Genomic DNA, 18,543 nt, shown 5'->3' with positions numbered 1-18,543 from the left:
ATTACTTTTTTCCATCTCTTGAATTTGTCTGAATCAGGATAACCAGGATAAAAAAGATGTTCAGGATAATAATCATGGCTTATCTTGTAATCTTGGGTTTCTCTGATTCAGACACTATTGACAAGGCTCAAGAGATTATAGGTGTCGATTTTGAGTAAATAACCTTATACTTACGATATCCTTGAAGCTTGAAACCATATAAACGTACATGGCGGATTCACGCCACAATCGAAGAGATGAAAGTCATTTTAAAAACAGCCACTTACTGAGACTTTCATATAAAAAAAAGGAAAAAGAGATGCCGACGACTGTGCTTGATAATATCAAGGGAAAAGATATTCCTCTCCCTTGGCTACAGAAATCAAAGGAAAGCCCTGAAACTAATTTCACTATTATACTTAAGGTGAAACCCGAAATCAAAAACAAACCATCAAAAAAACAAAACAAATGGGAACAACTTGCTCAGGAAATGGAAAATATAGATTTCATGGATAACGGGGTGGGGGACTATTTTTTAAAGCAATCCAAAGAGTTCCGAGAAGATTTCCATTTTAAAAATGATAATGAAGTATAGTTATGAAATACCTTTTTGATGCCGACGCTATATCTCTTTTATATCATAACAAACAAAGATCTGAAAAGATTTCAATTTTAAAAAAACTGAGAATATTACAGGATTCTGACCAACTATTTGTCTCTGTTTTAACTTTTTTTGAATTAGAATACAGTATTACCAATACTTCCGATCTCCTAAAGAAGCAAGAGCTTCGCAATACGCTTGAACACCTCAAGTATCGTTCAAATTTTTCCAGCCTACCGATTCGAGAGGATATGGCTTATTTGTATGGTGAGATAAAATGCACTTTGAAACAAAAAGGAAAGATTAGTCGGGAGAATATCAAGAAGTTCAATATTGATATTATGATTGCCAGTACCGCTCTTTATGAAGGATGTATAGTTGTAAGTGGAGACGAGATATACCATAAAATCAGCAAACATAAACCGGAACTTCAAACTGAGTGTTGGTGGTAAAATATATATCTATACAAACAATCTATCAAACAAAGATATTGCCATAAATGGTTAATTTATTTCCTTAAGGAAAAAAAGATGGGACTCAATGAAAATTTACACACTCCACTTCAATCCATAAAAAAAACAAAATTACCATTTAGGCTTTCAACAACATCTTTTATATATCCTGACAAAATAATCCCCAATGTGATAAAACTTGCTCCCTTTTTTGACGAGATAGAGCTTCTTTTTTTTGAAAGCCGACCATTTATCCTGAATGGCAAGGCAATTGATGTTCTCCCCTCCCCTGTTGAAATTAAAGAGCTTGCGGAATTGTCCATGGAGTTTGATATAACGTACAACATTCACCTTCCGGTTGATATCTCCATGACAGACAGCTCTTTTGCTCTTCGCAGAAAGGCATCTGATACAATCAGGAGTGTGCTGGAGCTATGCGCCCTTTTATCTCCCACCACCCACACACTTCATCTTGATTTCAATTCAGATTCATACGCTGGCAGGAAAAAAAAATGCAATTATAATGATGTGAATGACCAAACTGTTGTCCGATGGAGGGAAATGGCCTTTGCGAGTCTGTCGCATCTGGCGAAAAGCCTTACTGATACTTCTGCCATATCCATTGAGACCCTTGATTATCCCTTTGAATATCTGGATGGCATAATTGATGCCTGCGGTATGTCAGTATGTGTGGATGCAGGTCATCTTATAAAATATGGTTACAGCATTGATGCTGTTTTTAAAAAATACAGAGACAAAATTCCCCTTGTTCATCTGCATGGTGTTGATTTTTCCAATAGAGAAGAAGCCTTTTCCGGAATTTTGCCAGACGACACAGATTATTTGCCAGCACCTACAAATAAATTTCCAAAGGATCATCAAGCCCTTGACAAAACTCCGCAAAACAAAATTGCCGAGACATTGAATGTTCTAAAGGAGTTTACAGGGGTTGTTTCCCTTGAAGTTTTCAATTATGAAGATCTTTCTGCTTCCCTTAAATACCTTGGTGATCTGACAGAATTTTCCGGCTTCTGACAAAAGTCTCCTGTATTACATAGGCATCAATGCTTGCCCTGTGCCTTTCAGCTTTAAGCTGCTTTATTACTTCAATTTTTATTCTGTGCCAGATCTCCATTTGATCTTCCTTCAGAATAAGCTCTAAGGGACTGACCGAAAAAAGCCTTTGGGCGTTTGCCTCATAAAAAAGCCTGTCAATCCAGGGTTTATCCACCACCCATCCGTCACTGTAAACAGTTTCACCCTTGAAAATTTTATTGAGATACTCTGCAACCTCACCCAGCGGTCTGCCGTGTCTATTAAGCAGATCCCTTGTTATGTTGTGAATTCTGGCAGATTCCGGATCCCAGTGGTTCCAGTTTTCATGCGGCATAATCAATGTAGAGTAGCGTTTTCTGGAAGTCGTGACAAAACCTATTTCAATGGGATAACTTTCCGGTCCAAAGCCGGATGCTTCAACATCAATTATATTTGGTCTTATAATTTTCATAATTTTATATGAAAGTCTCAATAAATAGCTGTTTTTAAAACAACTTTCATTTCTTCGATTGTGGCGGGCATCCGCCATGTACGTTTTATATTGTGTCTGATAAATACCCCGCATCATGCAACTTTTGAAAATAGTCGTAGGTTTCAGTGTAGTGCTCCCACACTTGCTTTCCAACCTTCTTCTTATCAAAAATGACACACTCACGCTCCACAATAGAACGAATATGTTCTTTTGTGCAGAATAATCTTGACAGTCAATGCGTATTTTATTACGTCATTCGAATTTAAATGTAAACAAAGTCTTTGTTTTGCTCATATATTTTTTAGAGACCCAATTATTTTAACTCTACTAACAGAATCTCTATCTTTAAAACATTTTATATTGTTGGGAACGCCAAATGAACAATAAATTCTTCGAGCACCCACAACAACGGGCAATATGGCAGATGGACATTTGCCGAGTTCACAGATATTTTTGCCATGAACTTGGATTTCGAGAAAAAAGTGAGTGAGAATTTTGACAAAATGATTGATACTGTGGTTTCAGCGTAATGCAATAATAACTTCCATACTCATATAAGGAAAAAAAAGATCTTTTGATCAGATATTTTTTACATACACACACAAAATACTTGGCGATATTTTCATACATGTATATATTTTGTTTATGAAAGAAGGAATGCACATGAAAAAGAATCTGCTGATTAAAAAGATCAAGGAAAAAGGGGCTTTCCTCATATGTCAAGGTTCTGGTCATGAAGTTTGGGAAAGCAAAAACGGTTACAGATTCACAGTTCCCAGACACTCAAAGATCGGTGAAGGATTGGCAAAAACAATCCTGAAACAAGCAGACAAATAAGGGAGGGGGAGCAAAATGCCCCTTAGAATTTAAAGGGAGTTGTTATGGTTCGATATTACGGTATCTTTTTTCAAGAGGATGGTCAATGGAGTGTCAGGTTCCCTGATGCACCGTCTGTGAACACTTGCGGAGAAACTGTCGATGAAGCAATTGAAATGGCGATTGATGCCTTGAGTGCCATGATGGTACTTGGTAGAAAGGGACGTGAATATGGTGACCCGAGAGGATATGAAGAAATTCAGGCAGAGGCAAAAGACGGTGAGCTTGTCTTTCCTGTAATGCCAGCAGAAAAGGCAATGGAAGCGTATCGACCCAAAAAAAGGATTAATGTTATGATTCCTGTTGATTTATTGGATAGAGTCGGTGAATTTCTTAAAAATCGAAAGGGACTTGATCGATCAAAGTTCATCTGTAATGCGGTTGAAAGCCATTTGCAGCAAAATGTTGAGGCCCATTAATGAATTATTTCTCCAGCATCTGAACTGTCTGAAATCCAAACAGCAAGTGAGGTTCACAAGAAAGGATAATTTCAAGGGACATTGGGCAGCGTATATTTGGAACAAACAGAAACAAAAAAGTCATTATAATCTTGAAATCACAAGAGCCTTGGAATATTCAGGAATCTCATGAAATGGTTTGTGGCGGAGAATCCGGGAGTTGCACCCGGCTGTGCGGATTTAGAGTCCGCATGATCACATCCGATCCATTCTCCTTTTTTACCGTTAAAATGACTATCGTTTTTATATTTGGAGGTGATTAATACGTAATCAACATGCCTGTTTATTACTAAAAAACGACATCGTGTATTGATTTATCAGCAATTATTTTATTTGTCTGAATCAGGATAACCAGGATGGAAAGGATGTTCAGGATAGATAATCCTGCCTTATCCTGTTAATCTCGGGTATCCTGATTCAGACATTATTACTCAAAATCGACATCTTATTGCTTTTGCATAAGTTATTGCAGTTGTCTGAATCAGGATAACCAGGATGGATAGGATGGATAGGATGCTCAGGATAGATAATCCTGCCTTATCTTGTTAATCTTGGGAATCCTGATTCAGACAGTGTTGACAAGGCTTACAAGATCATAGGTGTCCACTTTGAGTTATTAACAAAGCACAAAAGATCATAGGTGTCAGCTTTGAGTTTTTTATATGAAAGTCTCGGTAACAGCCTGTTTCTAAAACGACTTTCATCCCTTCGATTGTGGCGTTGATCAGCCATGTACGTTATACAAAAGTGTTTAATTTAAAAGTTTTTTGAAAACAAATCAAGCATTTGTTTGATTTAAAAATGAGCCACTTTTCCGACTGAAACGGGTGGCATCAAACTTCTCAAGTTTCCATTCCGGTATTTTGCATGTTCCGCAGACTTTATTAAAAATTTTATTTCTCAAGAGTCTGGCAGCTCTGCTGTTTCGGGAGTTATTAACCTCAAAGGTTTTATTGCAATGGGTTGTTATAATGGCAATATTTCCTTTTTTTTCAATGGTTTTAATCCCATGAAGGACTCCTGTTCTGGATGGCCATAATTTTATTTTATCAATAAGCCTGAAAAGTTCGATGCGTTTTCTGTAATATCGTTTCCTGGTTTTGGTTTTTACAGAATTTTTTGCTGACGACATTAGATTACCACGCTTCAGGATAAGCCACTTCAGTATAGGATGTCTCCATTTTATGTTTATGACCTTTTTCCATCTCTGCAAGATCTATAAATACTTTTTTAATCTTGTCGTCCTTGCAGTCATCAGCCATTTTATGATACATTTTCATGGCATTTTCCTCGTTTTTCATGGCAATTGCAAATGCATCAGCCAATGTCATTTTTTCAGTAATTCTTGGCTTTTCAACTGTTGAGGATATGCCGTAATCCTTACTCTTACCAAAAAAGCCGCCAGCGTCACCCTTGACCATCAGATTTGTGAGAATTTCCCTGTGCTTGTTTTCCTCTCCGGCAAAGGCTTTGAACATCTCCTTGAGATATGAATCACTTACTTTTTCCGCAACCTTTGTGTAGAATATCTCAGCTTCAATTTCAAGGTTGATGGCATATTGTATTATCTCTTTATAGTCATTTGAATTCATGATCTACTCCTTATGCTTTCTGATTGATGGAATGTTTGTTGATGCTCAAATTGTTAAGGTATTTATTTAATATTGGTTGAATTTTGTATCTACATGTAATATTTAAAGAGCAAATAAGTGTCATTGCTTCTATGAAATACACTTTTATGCTCAAAGTATGGATTAAAGTAGCATTGACATTTATGTTTTAATTCTATATGCATTATTTCATGCAGGCAACTGTTAATCTGCCAAAAAATCCATTCTTTTAAAAAAAATTATTAAAAAAGGAGAATCTGAGATGAAATTGCGCAACTGCGTTACCGCTTTGGCTGTGGGAATTTCACTGGTCATGCTAACCGCATCCGTACATGCCAAAACATTTGTTTACTGTTCAGAGGGAAGCCCCGAAGGTTTTACTCCTGCACTCTACACATCTGGCACAACCTTTGATGCATCGTCAAGACAGATATTTGACAAACTTGTGCACTTTGAGAGAGGTACAACTAAAATCGTTCCTGGTCTTGCAACTTCCTGGGATGTCTCTGATGATGGAACTGTTTACACTTTTCATCTTAGAGAAAACGTTGATTTTCATACCACCTCTTTTTTTACACCCACACGTAAATTCAATGCAGATGACGTTATTTTTTCATTTGACCGTCAAAGGGATCCCAACCATCCATATCACAAAATATCAGGCGGAAGCTATGAATACTTTACCGGCATGAATATGCAGGAACTTATTAAATCCATTGAAAAAAAGGATGATTATACAGTTGTATTCACCCTGACAAAACCAGAAGCCCCATTTATTGCAAACCTTGCCATGGATTTTGCTTCCATACATTCTGCTGAATATGCAGACAATATGCTTAAGGCTTCTACTCCTGACGAGTTTGACCAGAAACCTGTTGGAACAGGCCCATTTGTATTTGTATCCTATCAGAAAGATTCATCAATACGCTATGTTGCAAACGAAACTTACTGGCAGGGACGTGCAAAAATAGACAAGCTTGTTTTTACAATTACACCTGATGCATCTGTACGCTATGCAAAACTCAAGGCAGGAGAGTGCCATCTTATGCCTTATCCAAATCCTGCTGATCTTGAGCAGATGAAAAACGATCCCGCCATAAACCTTATGGAGCAGGAAGGATTAAATGTTGGATACCTTGCATTTAATGTAACAATGGATCATTTCAAAGATGCAAGGGTACGTCAGGCATTGAGCATGGCCATTAACAAACAGGCCATCATTGACGCTGTTTTCCAGGGTGCTGGAAAAATTGCCAAAAACCCTATTCCGCCTACAATCTGGTCATATAATGATGCTGTAAAAGATTATGAGTATAATATGGAAAAAGCCAAGGCTCTTCTTGCTGAAGCAGGGTATGCAGATGGTTTTGAGACAGATATCTGGGCAATGCCTGTTCAGCGTCCATACAACCCAAATGCCAGAAGAATGGCTGAAATTATTCAGGAAGACTGGGCAAAAGTTGGGGTAAAGGCAAAAATAGTTTCATATGAGTGGGGAGAGTACCTTAAACGTTCAATGAATGGAGAGCATCAGACAGTATTGCTTGGATGGACAGGAGACAATGGTGATCCTGATAACTTCCTGGCTGTACTTCTCAGTTGTGATGCTGTGGGAAGTTCAAACCGCGCACGCTGGTGCTATAAACCATTTGATGATCTGCTTCAGAAAGCCAAACTTACCTCAAATATAGAGGAGAGGACAAAGCTTTATGAAGAGGCTCAGATGATCTTCAAGGAGCAGGCGCCCTGGGTTACCATTGCACATTCTGTTGTATTTGAACCCATGAGTCAAAATGTGGTTGATTACAAAATTGACCCTTTTGGCGGTCATATTTTCTATGGGGTTGACCTCAAATAAACACAGAAGCTTTTAGTATAACGGCCATGGCAGACCCATCTGCCACAGCGAAGCATGAAAGTCCCCAAGATCTTTAAAGTACGGGGACTTTCTGATAACCAACATGGCGGATTGCCGCCACATTCGAAGGGTTGAAAGTCTTTTTTAAAACAGGCCGTTACGGAGATTTTCATATAACCAACATGGCGGTTCACCGTCACAATCGAAGTGTTGAAAGTCTTTATAAAAACAGCAATTTGCGGGGACTTTCATATAAAAAAGGCAGTCTGCAAACCCTGCCTTATGCTTTTATCCCGCCATTTTCGCCTTGCAACTTTTCATCTTAATCTTGTAGTTTTTTTTAGGATAACTACTTTTAAGATGCCGGATTTTTTGATTTTCTTGCAAATATGCGAAAAATCAGAGACAAGAATCTAAATGATGGAACCTCAATATTATGATTCAATTTCTTGCCAAACGATTATTACAAATCATACCAGCTTTTATTGGAGTTACGCTTTTAACTTTTTCCCTTGTTCATCTTATACCAGGAGATCCTGTGGAATTAAGGGCAGGTGAACGCGGTATTGATCCAAAGCGCCATGCTGAAATGAAAGCTGCAATGGGGCTGGACAAACCACTTCCTGTTCAGTATTTTGATTATATTACAGGCGTATTTAAAGGGGACCTTGGGAAATCCTTTGTGACAAAAAAGCCGGTATTAAAAGAATTTTTAACTCTTTTTCCTGCCACCATGGAGCTCTCTTTCTGCGCCATAATATTTGCTATCATCTTTGGTTTGCCCGCCGGTGTAATTGCCGGTGTAAAGAGGGGTACTATTTTTGATCACTCTGTTATGGGCATCTCCCTGACCGGTTACTCCATGCCCATTTTCTGGTGGGGACTTCTTCTGATTCTCTTTTTCTCAGTTCAGCTTGGATGGACGCCGGTGTCAGGCCGTCTATCAGCGCTTTTCTGGATTGATGCTGACACAGGTTTTATGCTAATTGACACACTGCGCTCCAATGAGCCTGGGGCATTCAAATCTGCTTTAAGTCACCTGATACTCCCTTCAATTGTACTTGGCACCATTCCGCTTGCTGTAATTGCAAGGATGACAAGGTCTTCCATGCTTGAGGTACTTCAGGAAGATTATGTCCGTACTGCAAGGGCAAAAGGAGTTTCTCCATCACGTGTTGTTATGGTACATGCCTTAAGAAACGCCCTGATTCCGGTTATTACAGTTATTGGTCTTCAGATAGGAGTACTCCTTGCAGGTGCCATTCTCACAGAAACCATCTTTGCCTGGCCAGGCATAGGCAAATGGATTGTTGAAGCTATAAACAGACGTGATTATCCTGTTGTTCAGGGTGGAATTCTAATGATCTCCTCCTTAGTAATATTTGTCAATCTCATTGTTGATATTCTTTATGGTATTGTAAACCCAAGAATACGACATACAGCTTGATCATGTTTACCTTCAGGATATAATCAGGTTTAAATTGCGGGAAAGAGACTATAGATATGAATGAAACTGCTATTATTGCTGAAAATAACATTTCCCCTCCCCATCCCTTAAAGGAGTTCTGGAAATACTTTAGTGAAAACAAAGGTGCTGTTGCAGGATTATGGTTTATAGGTATAGCCATTCTTGTTGCAATCTCTGCAAATCTCATTGCACCACACAGCCCTTTTACCCAATACAGAGATGCAATCCTTCAACCTCCATTCTGGATGGATGGAGGAACAACAGAGTTTATTCTTGGTACAGATGATGTTGGCAGAGATATTCTCTCCCGACTTATCTTTGGTGCAAGGTTAAGCCTTTTTGTGGGCGTAATTGTTGTTACGCTTTCACTTGCTGTGGGTATCTTTCTGGGCATTACCTCCGGATATTTTGGTGGATTCTACGAAACAGTTGTAATGCGTCTTATGGATATAATGCTTGCCCTTCCAAGCCTTCTGCTTGCAATGGCCATTGTAGCCATTCTGGGGCCAAGCCTTCAGAATGCCATTCTTGCCATTGCAGTTGTTGTGCTTCCCCACTACGTAAGGCTTACAAGGGCATCTGTAATTGGAGAAAAAAGCAAGGATTACGTCACATCATCAAGGGTGAGCGGAGCAGGTCCATTTAGGATGATGTTTGTGGTTATTCTGCCCAATTGCATGGCACCTCTTATTGTACAGGCAACCCTTGGCTTTTCATCTGCAATTCTGGATGCCGCAGCTCTTGGTTTTCTTGGTATGGGAGCACAGCCTCCAACTCCGGAATGGGGAGCTATGCTTGCCAATTCTCTCCAGTTTGTCCAGCGGGCATGGTGGGTTGTGACCTTTCCGGGACTTGCAATTCTGCTGACTGTTCTGGCCTTTAATCTTGCCGGAGATGGATTAAGGGATGCCCTTGATCCCAAAATGAAAAGGTAAAGGGATCTTACAATGACAAAATTACTGGAAATAGAAAATCTCTCTGTTGAATTTGACGGATTCAAGGCAGTGGATGGGGTGAACCTAAGCGTTGATGAAGGAAAGGTTGTAGGTATTGTTGGAGAGTCCGGTTCAGGGAAAAGTGTCACCCAGCTTGCCCTGATGGGACTTATACCCTATCCTGGTATAATAAAGGCAGACAGGCTTATGTTTCACAACAGTGATCTTATGGCCCTTTCTGCAAAAAAGAGACGAAGCATTACAGGCAAGGATGTCTCCATGATTTTTCAGGAGCCCATGACAAGCCTGAACCCTTGTTTTACAGTTGAATACCAGATAAGCGAAGCATTGAAAATACACGAGGGAGGAACCCGGCAGGAGCGACGCAAAAGGGTAATAGAGCTGCTTTCACAGGTGGGAATACCTGCACCGGAAGATCGCCTTGGAACCTTTCCCCATCAGCTCTCCGGTGGTATGAGCCAGAGGGTGATGATTGCCATGGCCATTGCATGTTCTCCAAGACTTTTGATTGCAGATGAACCCACAACTGCACTTGATGTGACCATTCAGGCTCAGATTTTGGAGCTTATAATGGATCTTCAGCAGAAAAAAAATATGGCTCTGGTTTTAATCACCCATGACATGGCTGTTATTGCAGAGACAGTTGAGGATGTAGTTGTAATGTATGCAGGTCAGGTGGTTGAAAAAAACAGCTCTGACCGTATTTTTACCAACCCTTGCCATCCATATACAGAAGCCCTTTTAAATGCCCTTCCTGAAAGAAACATCAACTCAAAGAGACTTCCCACAATTCCGGGTCTTGTTCCCGGCAAGTTTGACAGGCCAGATGGCTGCCTTTTCCATCCACGTTGCAAACATGCAAAAAAGATGTGCAAAGAGGTTGTGCCAAAGTATTCAGAAAAAAATTCAATTGGTGTCCGGTGCCATTTCCCATTGATAAACGGAGTTCCACAATATGACTGATGTCGATACTACTCAATATCCCGTTATTAAAGCAGAAAATTTAAAAAAATACTATCCGGTCAGCCAGGAAGGTTTTTTAAAAAAGCCTCTCTCTCTTAAGGCCCTTGACGGCGCATCCTTTACCCTGAATAAAGGAAAAACCCTGGCTGTTGTCGGTGAATCAGGCTGCGGAAAATCCACCCTTGCAAGGCTTATCACAATGATTGAGTCTCCTACAGAAGGCAACTTGCACATAGGTGGCATCAATGCAGTGGGAAACAAAAAAGATAAAAAAATTTTGAGACGCAAGGTACAGATAGTGTTCCAGGATCCTTACGGTTCATTGAATCCCCGAAAAAAGGTGGGAACAATTCTTGAGGAACCTCTTAAAATAAATACTGATCTAAATGCTTCCCAGATGAGGGAAAAGGCCCTGCATATAATGGATAAGGTGGGATTGAGCAAGGAGCAGTATAACCGCTATCCACATATGTTTTCAGGGGGGCAGAGGCAGAGGATTGCCGTTGCAAGGGCACTTATGCTAAATCCTGATATTGTTGTGGCAGATGAACCTGTATCTGCACTTGATGTCTCTGTGCAGGCACAGACCCTTAATCTTTTGATGGATCTTCAAGATGAGATGAATCTGGCCTATCTTTTTATTTCCCATGATTTAAGTGTGGTAAGGCTTATCTCAGATGATATCATGGTGATGTATCTTGGAAGGCCGGTTGAACAGGGAGATAAAAATGTTATCTTTGAAAAACCCCTTCATCCTTACACAATGGCCCTTCTGGCAGCAACTCCCCATGTGGATGTAAAATCAAGGCAGAAAAGAATCCGCCTTTCCGGAGAGCTTCCCTCACCACTGAACCCTCCACCAGGATGCACTTTTCACAGAAGATGTGCCTATATGACAGACATTTGCAAACATAAGCCTCCCCATCTAAGGGAAGTGGCCAACAGGATGATCTCCTGCCATAACGCAGAAAAGCTGATAAACAACAGTCACTAAAGCGCTATGTACCACAGAGACATACAAAGTGCCCGATTCTTACAAAATTATTACTTGATTTTTTTATTTGCCTCCTGGGCCAGGGAACTGCTCTGGGGGGCAATTTCCAGCACTTTTCTCCAGTGTCTGTCAGCCTCTTTATAATTACCATATCTTTCATATACCTTTGCAATATCTGAATGTAGTATGGCAACCGCAGATGTTTGAGAGTTTCTTTTGATCCCCTCTTTTAGAAGGTCAAGAGCCTGGCTGAAATTTGATTCAATGATATATACCGTGGCAAGTCCGTGGATTGCATTGATAAAATCTGGCTGCTCCTTAAGTGACCTCTGAAAATAATGTTCAGCAATCTTCATATCCCCTTTTCCAAGATATGCCCATCCCAGATTTGAAAGAGGATAGTGTGGAGTTGCATATAAAAGATTGTCTGAAATCTCCTTGAAACACTCTATGGCAAGATCCCATTTTTCACCTTTCAGGTAAGCAGAACCCAAATTGTTTTTTGCTGGCACATACTCAGGGTTCAACTCTATTGCCTTCTTGAAGTGTATTTCTGCAAGGTCAAAACGATTTTTGGCCATATAAGCAAGCCCCAGATCATTTTGAAGGTATGGGTCATTTGGAATTACTTTTTCTGCTGTTATGAACTCTTTCAGTGCAGCCGTATAGTTCCCCTGGGCCATATATGCTTCCCCAAGTTCCCGGGTTGCAGAGGCCATTTTACTCTGGTGACGGTCAACTTTAGGTGATGAAGATGTAGAGCATGATGAGAGCATAAGAGAGATCATTAGCATCAGGATACAGCTTTTTTTCATAGTATTTAAAACTCCATTGGATTTTCAGGCATGCTTAATTCCTCAAAGTCGACACCTATGATCTTGTAAGCCTTGTCAACACTGTCTGAATCAGGATTCCCAAGATTAACAAGATAAGGCAGGATTATCTATCCTGAGCATCCTATCCATCCTGGTTATCCTGGTTCAGACAACTGCAATAACTTCTGAAAAAGCAATAAGATGTCGATTTTGAGTAATTCTACTTTGTTAACTTCTATATCTGGAATACCATAAATTAATATGTTAAAGGAATTTATTTTGAAACGGTTGCTATTGCAATCTGTTTTTTGGTCAGATAGTCAAAGGCCTCTTTTAGAATCATGGGAGTGTCTGAGACAAAAACATCCCTGTTTGTAGTATTAATATAAAGACCTGATATTGTGACAGCCTTTCTCGTTGATGGAGAAATAAAAGAAGGATTCCTGGTCAGGGATGCTCCAAGGCCTGAAAAAAGTGTTCCTGCAATCTGAAAAAGATTGCCTGTTGGGGGAAGACTTATAACAATGGCCTTGTTTTTTTCCATGAAAGCATCAATGGTTGCCCCATAAACATTTCCGAAGAATATTACAGTATCCGGCTTTCCGGGTCTTAACACAAGCCCTGTTGTTACATTGATAGTTATTGAATCCACCGGAAGCTGAATTTCTGTTTCAGGAATATAATTATAATTTGTGATTTCAAGAAGTTTTTTTACAGCATCTTTTTGATAAAACGGTATTATATTCTGTATGGGAAGGTATGTCCTCTGGATATAAGGAAGAGAAGATTGAGAGACAGTTAAATCTTTTGAGATGTCTGATGCTTTTTTATTACTCTTTGTTGACTCTGATTTCCCCTGTTGATTTTCAGCCTTGCGGTCATGGTTTCCATACATAATATTCAATGAGTTGTATGATTTTAATGCCTGCTCAATCTCACTGAACTCCATTATTTTGACCTTGCGCCAGAAGTGAGAAATACTTTTTGAGACAGAGTCAAACTGTCGTTTGTCAGGTACAATAAGTATGCGTGTGCCATCTTGCAATCTAATAACCGGCGTCAATGAAAGATCAAGCACTGTATCTTTGCCATCGTCACCTGGAAAGTGGTATTTCCCCCTTGACATAAGCTTTCCATTATTAAGATTTGCAAGACGTTTCAGGTGTTTTAAAGAGGGTGAAAACTGTCTCTGCTGACTGTCTGAAAGTTGTTCCTGCTTATCTTTGTTGCTGTTTGTCTGTGATGAGATGTTTTCAGGTTCAGGAAGAGTCTCTGATGATTGTTCAGAAGATTTTTCAGGCAGACTATCTTTGTTCTCTTTTGGATTGCCGGCTGACTTTTTATCTTCTGAATCGTTTCTGTCAGAAGTAATTGAGGCAAAAGAGGATTCTCCAGTTAGTGAAAGGTCTGGTTGGCTGACATCCGGTGGTATGGTTGAAAGAGATGGGACTGCCCCATTCTCCTTTTGTGCATTGCTATTCATAAGCGATACAAACCATGGCTGCTCAACTATGGAGGGCTTGGGAAGATTTATGGTAGAGCCTTCAAAGATAATATCAAGTGACTCAACGGCAGGATTCAGGAGCTTAAAGGCAAATATACCCTCCTGTGATATGGCACCGTGCTTATCCAGAAATGATTTGTGAATGAGATCAGATACCTTGTCTCCTTGACGGACATCATGGGGGATAATAAACTGATCAAAACTTTCTGGAATATTTGACAGTTTTATAACCGGAACATCAACAATTCCCGGAGTGCTTTCCACAAAATCATCTGCTTTAACTCTTTTCAGGGGAATAAGCATCTTTTGTCCGGGATTGATGCTGTCCATATTTTTTATGCCCGGGTTTATTTCCTTAAAAATATTCAGAAAAAGAGGAAAATCAGCGCTGGACAACTCCCCTTTTGTTCTGAAAATTTTATAAATCCAGTCCCCTTTTTTTACAGTATATCGTTCACACAGGATTTCACTATCCTTGTAGCGATAGAGGGAGTAGCGTTTGTAGGCTGTCTCAAGCAGTTGTGGAGCTATCTCTGCCCGGGGCTTTGTTGTGCTTGCGTTTACAGTTGCGGTTGACCCGAAAAAAAGAGCAGCAGAACATATTGTTAACAGTGCAGCGATTAAAAATACACTGAATAATATTTCCGTTTTTTTCATCATCAATCCAGAGGTTTCTGTTATTTCAGGTTTACTTACTATCCGAAAGTTCAAGCTCCCTTGCAATTTTCCGGCATATATCATCGACAAAAACCCTGAAGTCCTCTTCACCAAGAGGCTTGCCCTGGGCCGGAATTTTTTCAGGGTTGTCGGGCATCATCAGGATTGGGGTGTTTATAAGCTCCTGTTTTGAGACTACCCTGTATTCATCGGAAAGGGTTTTGGTGTAGTATTTATCCTGAAATCCTGAAAATTTTATGGCATGTGCAGTTGCATCAAGAATAGCACATTCAGAATCAGTTATGATACCCTCTCTTACGGCACCAACAAGACCTGCAAGACACTCCCCACCCTGGGTGCAGGCAATATGTCCGTTTCTGTTGGCTAAAAGCCCCCAGTCCATGATCTCCTGCTCCGTAACCTGTACAAAAAAGACACTTTGCTGACCTGCGGTTTCATTATATTTTTTGGTAATTGATACCACCCTTGGCATGGATACAGGATTGCCTATCATTGCTGCCTGGGCAACGCTGGGTTTAACACTCACCGGCCTGAAAACCCTTTTGTCTGAATCTGGTTCAAGATAGTATTGATACACAGGATCAGCATGTTCTGACTGCACCCCTATAATTTTTGGAAGATGATTAATAATACCAAGCATGTGAAATTTTAGAAAACCGTTCATTACAGCAGATATGTTGCCGGCATTGCCTATGGGAACAACCACAACCTTATCTTTCATATCATATTCAAAATCCTGGGCAATTTCATATGAAAATGACTCCTGTCCAAGAATTCTCCAGGAATTTTTTGAATTAAGAAGTGCAACAGAGTAATTTTCAGAAAGCTTTTCCACAACTTTCATACAGTCATCAAAAACCCCGGGAATTTCAAAAACCCGTGCCCCACTGCCAAGTGGCTGGGAGAGCTGCTGTGGGGTCACTTTTCCCTGGGGAAGAAGGACAGCAGATGTAATTTCAAGGGCAAGGTATGACGCATAGAGGGCCGCTGCCGCTGATGTATCGCCTGTTGATGCACATACTGCAATTATGTTTTCAGCAAGTTTTGAGTCTATAAGATACTTGATGTATGAAAGTGCACTTGCCATTCCTCTGTCCTTGAATGAGGCACTTGGATTCTGACCATCGTTCTTATAGTAGAATCTTGCTCCTGCTTTTTGCTGAAGCTGCTGGTTTGCCTCAACAACAGGTGTGTGCCCCTCTCCAAGATATATGACAGATGCAATGGGGATATTGGGGCCTATGAGTTCATGATAACGGTATATTCCCTTAAGAGCAGGGATATTGAGCATTCTCCGGTAATCAAAAATCTTTTGCCAGGTGGCACCGTCTGTTTTTTTTAACTCATCAAATTTCCGGTTAGTGATAAGCAGCACAGAACCACAGTCAGGGCATACATAAAGAAGCTTCTTTATAGGGTATATTCCGGAGCATCCAAGGCACTCATAAACAAGATCTCCTTTTGGTTCCGGTATGAGAAATGGAGCTATCTCATTTGGAAAATCATCTATTTTCATGATTTATACTCTCTTGCCCCCCCATGTACGGAATAAGTGCATCCGGAATCTTTACGGAACCGTCAGATTGCTGATAGTTTTCAAGTATGGCGGCAAAGCATCTGCCAACAGCAAGACCTGAGCCGTTTAAGGTATGTGCAAATTCAGGTTTTTTTGCACCTTCCCGTCTGAACTTTATCCCAGCCCGTCTTGCCTGAAAGTCACCGCAGTTACTACATGAAGATATCTCTCTGTATTTGTTCTGTGCAGGCATCCACACTTCAATGTCATATGTCTTTGTAGCAGAAAAGCCCATATCACCTGTACAAAGCGTAATGACCTGATAGGGAAGTCCAAGGCGTTCAAGAATGGTTTCAGCACTTGCAAGCATAGACTCAAGCTCATCAAATGATGTCTCAGGGGTGGCATATTTGACCATTTCAACCTTGTTGAACTGGTGCTGACGGATAAGCCCCCTTGTGTCCCGACCATGGGAACCTGCCTCCGAGCGAAAACATGGTGTATATGCAGTAAATCTTATGGGAAGCATGCTTTCAGGGATTATCTCCTCTGCGTAAATATTTGTCATGGGCACTTCTGATGTGGGAATCATGAAATAGTCCCAGCCCTCAACCTTAAAGAGATCCTCTTCAAACTTGGGAAGCTGGCCTGTACCTGTAAGGCTTTTTCTGTTTACCATAAAAGGAGGCAATACCTCAGTGAAACCATGCTCGTTGATGTGTATGTCAAGCATGAAATTGATAAGAGCCCTTTCAAGTCTTGCTCCGCTTCCCATGTAGAGAGGAAATCTGGCTCCGGTTATCTTTGTGGCTCTTGCAAAATCAAGAATTCCAAGCTCTTCTCCAATATCCCAGTGCGCCTTTACTTCAAAATCAAACGTTGCAGGGGTACCGACCTGTTTTTCAAGTCTGTTATCATCCTCACTCAATCCATATGGCACATCAGTGTGTGGAATGTTTGGCAGGGTTGTCATAAATATGTTTATGGACTCCTCAGTTTCAGAAAGAACCCTGTCAATAGATTTGATATTCTCTGAAACCTGTCGCATTTCAATAATCCGGGATTCTGCATTTTCTCCGGATTTTTTCATCTGAGCAATCTCATCTGACACTGTATTTCTCTTATGACGAAGCCCCTCTATTTCCTGGAGCAACTCCCTTCGTTTTTTTTCAAGTTCAATGAACGTGTCAAAATCAGCTTTGCCGCCCCTGCTTTCGAGGGCCTTTTTTACCATGTCGATATTTTCTCTAACATACTTTATTTCAAGCATTTTTTTCCCTGTCTGGTCGTTATGCAAATATTTGTTTTTTTCAAAATTTAATGGATGTGCAAAAATCGGGTTTTAACAATATCAAAGCCTAACTAACTGAAATCATTAGTATAAACCTTGGTATTTAAGGCTTTTTCCCAAGCCATTAATTTTAATAATCTGGAAAAAATATCATGGCATTTTAAAACAGTCAATGAAATTGATGATTGACAATTGTTTTACGCTGTATAATATTTCAAAAAATTATTTTATGAGTGGGGATATAAAATTATGAGTGATGCAAAAAACAGCAAAAAAAGTGTATTAAATGAAGTGATGGAGAGGCTTGCCACTCTTACAGAAGAAGAGATGGCAGAAAAGCAGAGTGCAATTGAATCAAACCTTTTAACTTTTGCCAATTTTCTGGAATCTGAACTGGCACTGCTTTATATAAACAGAAACAGTGAAATTCCAACGGAAAAAATCATACGCACAAGCCTGGATGTGGGTAAAGGAATAGTTCTGCCTGCATATTCAGAATCAAAACATTCAATCACGCTTCTGCGTGTTACTGATTACGATGCTGACCTCCTTACCACAGAAGCAGGCGTGCTTGAACCAAACCCTGCCACATGCAAAAAGATACCTCTGGACTTAATTGATATTGCATTGATTCCAGGGCTTGCCTTTGATGAAAAAGGTGGAAGGGTTGGATTTGGAGAAGGTTTTTACAACAAACTTATTACAAAGCTGCCAGAGACCACCCGTAAGGTATCCATTGCTTTTGAGGAGCAGATAGTAGATGCCATACAGATGGATTCCCGCAAATACAATGTGGACATCATTATCACAGACAAGAGGACAATTTTCAAAATCTGATAGCTTATTTGGATAGTGTCATAAAAGTGTTGATTTCTTTTTGTGAAAGCCCTGCTGAATCAAGGTTTGTGAAGAGCTCATCAACATATTTGGGACACCACCGCTTATTTGATTGCTTTTTCAGAAGTTATTGCAGTTGTCTGAACCAGGATAACCAGG

General features: G+C 40.1%; 18 protein-coding genes. 11 read left to right on the top strand and 7 right to left on the bottom strand.

Features of this window, described 5'->3' with window-relative positions:
* Nucleotides 1–298 precede the first annotated feature (298 nt).
* The 3 genes from MTBBW1_RS06475 (at nucleotide 299) to cbiR (ending at nucleotide 2,067) form a co-directional block, all read left to right on the top strand.
* Nucleotides 299–574: a hypothetical protein gene (locus tag MTBBW1_RS06475; protein WP_080800822.1), complete on the top strand. Its 276-nt coding sequence runs from the start codon at nucleotides 299–301 to the stop codon at nucleotides 572–574.
* Between the two features lie 2 nt (nucleotides 575–576).
* The gene (locus MTBBW1_RS06470; protein WP_080800820.1) at nucleotides 577–1,032 is read left to right on the top strand and encodes a type II toxin-antitoxin system VapC family toxin; all 456 of its coding nucleotides are present in this window, start codon (nucleotides 577–579) and stop codon (nucleotides 1,030–1,032) included.
* Nucleotides 1,033–1,110: 78 nt separating this feature from the next.
* Nucleotides 1,111–2,067, top strand: coding sequence for a cobamide remodeling phosphodiesterase CbiR (gene cbiR / locus MTBBW1_RS06465; protein WP_080800817.1), 957 nt, complete (start codon nucleotides 1,111–1,113; stop codon nucleotides 2,065–2,067).
* On the opposite strand, the gene MTBBW1_RS06460 is transcribed toward cbiR, so the two are convergent.
* On the bottom strand, nucleotides 2,027–2,539 hold the full coding sequence (locus MTBBW1_RS06460; RefSeq protein WP_080801144.1) for a 3'-5' exonuclease: 513 nt from the start codon (nucleotides 2,537–2,539) through the stop codon (nucleotides 2,027–2,029). The genes cbiR and MTBBW1_RS06460 overlap by 41 nt on opposite strands.
* 684 nt (nucleotides 2,540–3,223) lie before the next feature.
* Here MTBBW1_RS06460 and MTBBW1_RS27445 point away from each other — a divergent pair.
* Nucleotides 3,224–3,397, top strand: a complete 174-nt coding sequence (locus MTBBW1_RS27445; protein WP_087881723.1) for a type II toxin-antitoxin system HicA family toxin — start codon at nucleotides 3,224–3,226, stop codon at nucleotides 3,395–3,397.
* A gap of 44 nt (nucleotides 3,398–3,441) precedes the next feature.
* Nucleotides 3,442–3,855, top strand: coding sequence for a type II toxin-antitoxin system HicB family antitoxin (locus MTBBW1_RS06455; protein ID WP_080800814.1), 414 nt, complete (start codon nucleotides 3,442–3,444; stop codon nucleotides 3,853–3,855).
* An 817-nt stretch (nucleotides 3,856–4,672) separates the two neighbouring features.
* On the opposite strand, the gene pylSn is transcribed toward MTBBW1_RS06455, so the two are convergent.
* Together pylSn and MTBBW1_RS06445 are read right to left on the bottom strand one after the other, a co-directional pair.
* Nucleotides 4,673–5,026 carry a pyrrolysine--tRNA(Pyl) ligase small subunit gene (gene pylSn, locus MTBBW1_RS06450; protein ID WP_080800811.1) on the bottom strand — a complete coding sequence of 118 codons (354 nt, stop codon included), beginning with the start codon at nucleotides 5,024–5,026 and terminating at the stop codon, nucleotides 4,673–4,675.
* Between the two features lie 4 nt (nucleotides 5,027–5,030).
* Complete coding sequence (locus MTBBW1_RS06445; RefSeq protein WP_080800808.1) at nucleotides 5,031–5,486, bottom strand: ferritin-like domain-containing protein; 456 nt, start codon at nucleotides 5,484–5,486, stop codon at nucleotides 5,031–5,033.
* A 280-nt stretch (nucleotides 5,487–5,766) separates the two neighbouring features.
* Here MTBBW1_RS06445 and MTBBW1_RS06440 point away from each other — a divergent pair, with 280 nt between their 5' ends.
* From MTBBW1_RS06440 to MTBBW1_RS06415, 5 genes are all read left to right on the top strand, one after another.
* Entirely contained in the window at nucleotides 5,767–7,362 is a 1,596-nt protein-coding gene (locus MTBBW1_RS06440; protein ID WP_080800805.1) for an ABC transporter substrate-binding protein, read from the top strand.
* A 436-nt stretch (nucleotides 7,363–7,798) separates the two neighbouring features.
* Nucleotides 7,799–8,809: an ABC transporter permease subunit gene (locus MTBBW1_RS06430; protein ID WP_080800799.1), complete on the top strand. Its 1,011-nt coding sequence runs from the start codon at nucleotides 7,799–7,801 to the stop codon at nucleotides 8,807–8,809.
* A gap of 56 nt (nucleotides 8,810–8,865) precedes the next feature.
* Nucleotides 8,866–9,765 carry a dipeptide ABC transporter permease DppC gene (gene dppC, locus MTBBW1_RS06425; protein WP_080800796.1) on the top strand — a complete coding sequence of 300 codons (900 nt, stop codon included), beginning with the start codon at nucleotides 8,866–8,868 and terminating at the stop codon, nucleotides 9,763–9,765.
* Between the two features lie 12 nt (nucleotides 9,766–9,777).
* Entirely contained in the window at nucleotides 9,778–10,749 is a 972-nt protein-coding gene (locus MTBBW1_RS06420; protein ID WP_080800793.1) for an ABC transporter ATP-binding protein, read from the top strand.
* Nucleotides 10,742–11,743, top strand: a complete 1,002-nt coding sequence (locus MTBBW1_RS06415) for a dipeptide ABC transporter ATP-binding protein (protein ID WP_080800791.1) — start codon at nucleotides 10,742–10,744, stop codon at nucleotides 11,741–11,743. Before MTBBW1_RS06420 ends, MTBBW1_RS06415 begins: the two co-directional genes overlap by 8 nt.
* A 50-nt stretch (nucleotides 11,744–11,793) precedes the next feature.
* Here the strand turns inward: MTBBW1_RS06415 and MTBBW1_RS06410 are convergent, their stop codons facing one another.
* The 4 genes from MTBBW1_RS06410 to serS all read right to left on the bottom strand — a co-directional run bounded on the left by MTBBW1_RS06410 (nucleotide 11,794) and on the right by serS (nucleotide 17,526).
* Nucleotides 11,794–12,558 carry a tetratricopeptide repeat protein gene (locus MTBBW1_RS06410; protein ID WP_080800787.1) on the bottom strand — a complete coding sequence of 255 codons (765 nt, stop codon included), beginning with the start codon at nucleotides 12,556–12,558 and terminating at the stop codon, nucleotides 11,794–11,796.
* Between the two features lie 274 nt (nucleotides 12,559–12,832).
* On the bottom strand, nucleotides 12,833–14,722 hold the full coding sequence (locus MTBBW1_RS06405) for a LysM peptidoglycan-binding domain-containing protein (protein WP_186441114.1): 1,890 nt from the start codon (nucleotides 14,720–14,722) through the stop codon (nucleotides 12,833–12,835).
* A 28-nt stretch (nucleotides 14,723–14,750) separates the two neighbouring features.
* Nucleotides 14,751–16,256, bottom strand: coding sequence for a threonine synthase (gene thrC, locus MTBBW1_RS06400; RefSeq protein WP_080800781.1), 1,506 nt, complete (start codon nucleotides 16,254–16,256; stop codon nucleotides 14,751–14,753).
* Nucleotides 16,243–17,526 carry a serine--tRNA ligase gene (serS, locus tag MTBBW1_RS06395; RefSeq protein ID WP_080800779.1) on the bottom strand — a complete coding sequence of 428 codons (1,284 nt, stop codon included), beginning with the start codon at nucleotides 17,524–17,526 and terminating at the stop codon, nucleotides 16,243–16,245. Before serS ends, thrC begins: the two co-directional genes overlap by 14 nt.
* Before the next feature lie 270 nt (nucleotides 17,527–17,796).
* Between serS and MTBBW1_RS06390 the strand changes: the two genes are divergently transcribed.
* Nucleotides 17,797–18,384, top strand: coding sequence for a 5-formyltetrahydrofolate cyclo-ligase (locus MTBBW1_RS06390; RefSeq protein ID WP_080800776.1), 588 nt, complete (start codon nucleotides 17,797–17,799; stop codon nucleotides 18,382–18,384).
* The last annotated feature ends 159 nt before the right edge of the window (nucleotides 18,385–18,543 follow it).

This window comes from Desulfamplus magnetovallimortis (assembly GCF_900170035.1).
In the GTDB taxonomy this organism is placed as follows: domain Bacteria; phylum Desulfobacterota; class Desulfobacteria; order Desulfobacterales; family Desulfobacteraceae; genus Desulfamplus; species Desulfamplus magnetovallimortis.
Note: the sequence above shows the minus strand (reverse complement) of the source record. Positions and strands in the feature narration are given on the sequence as shown.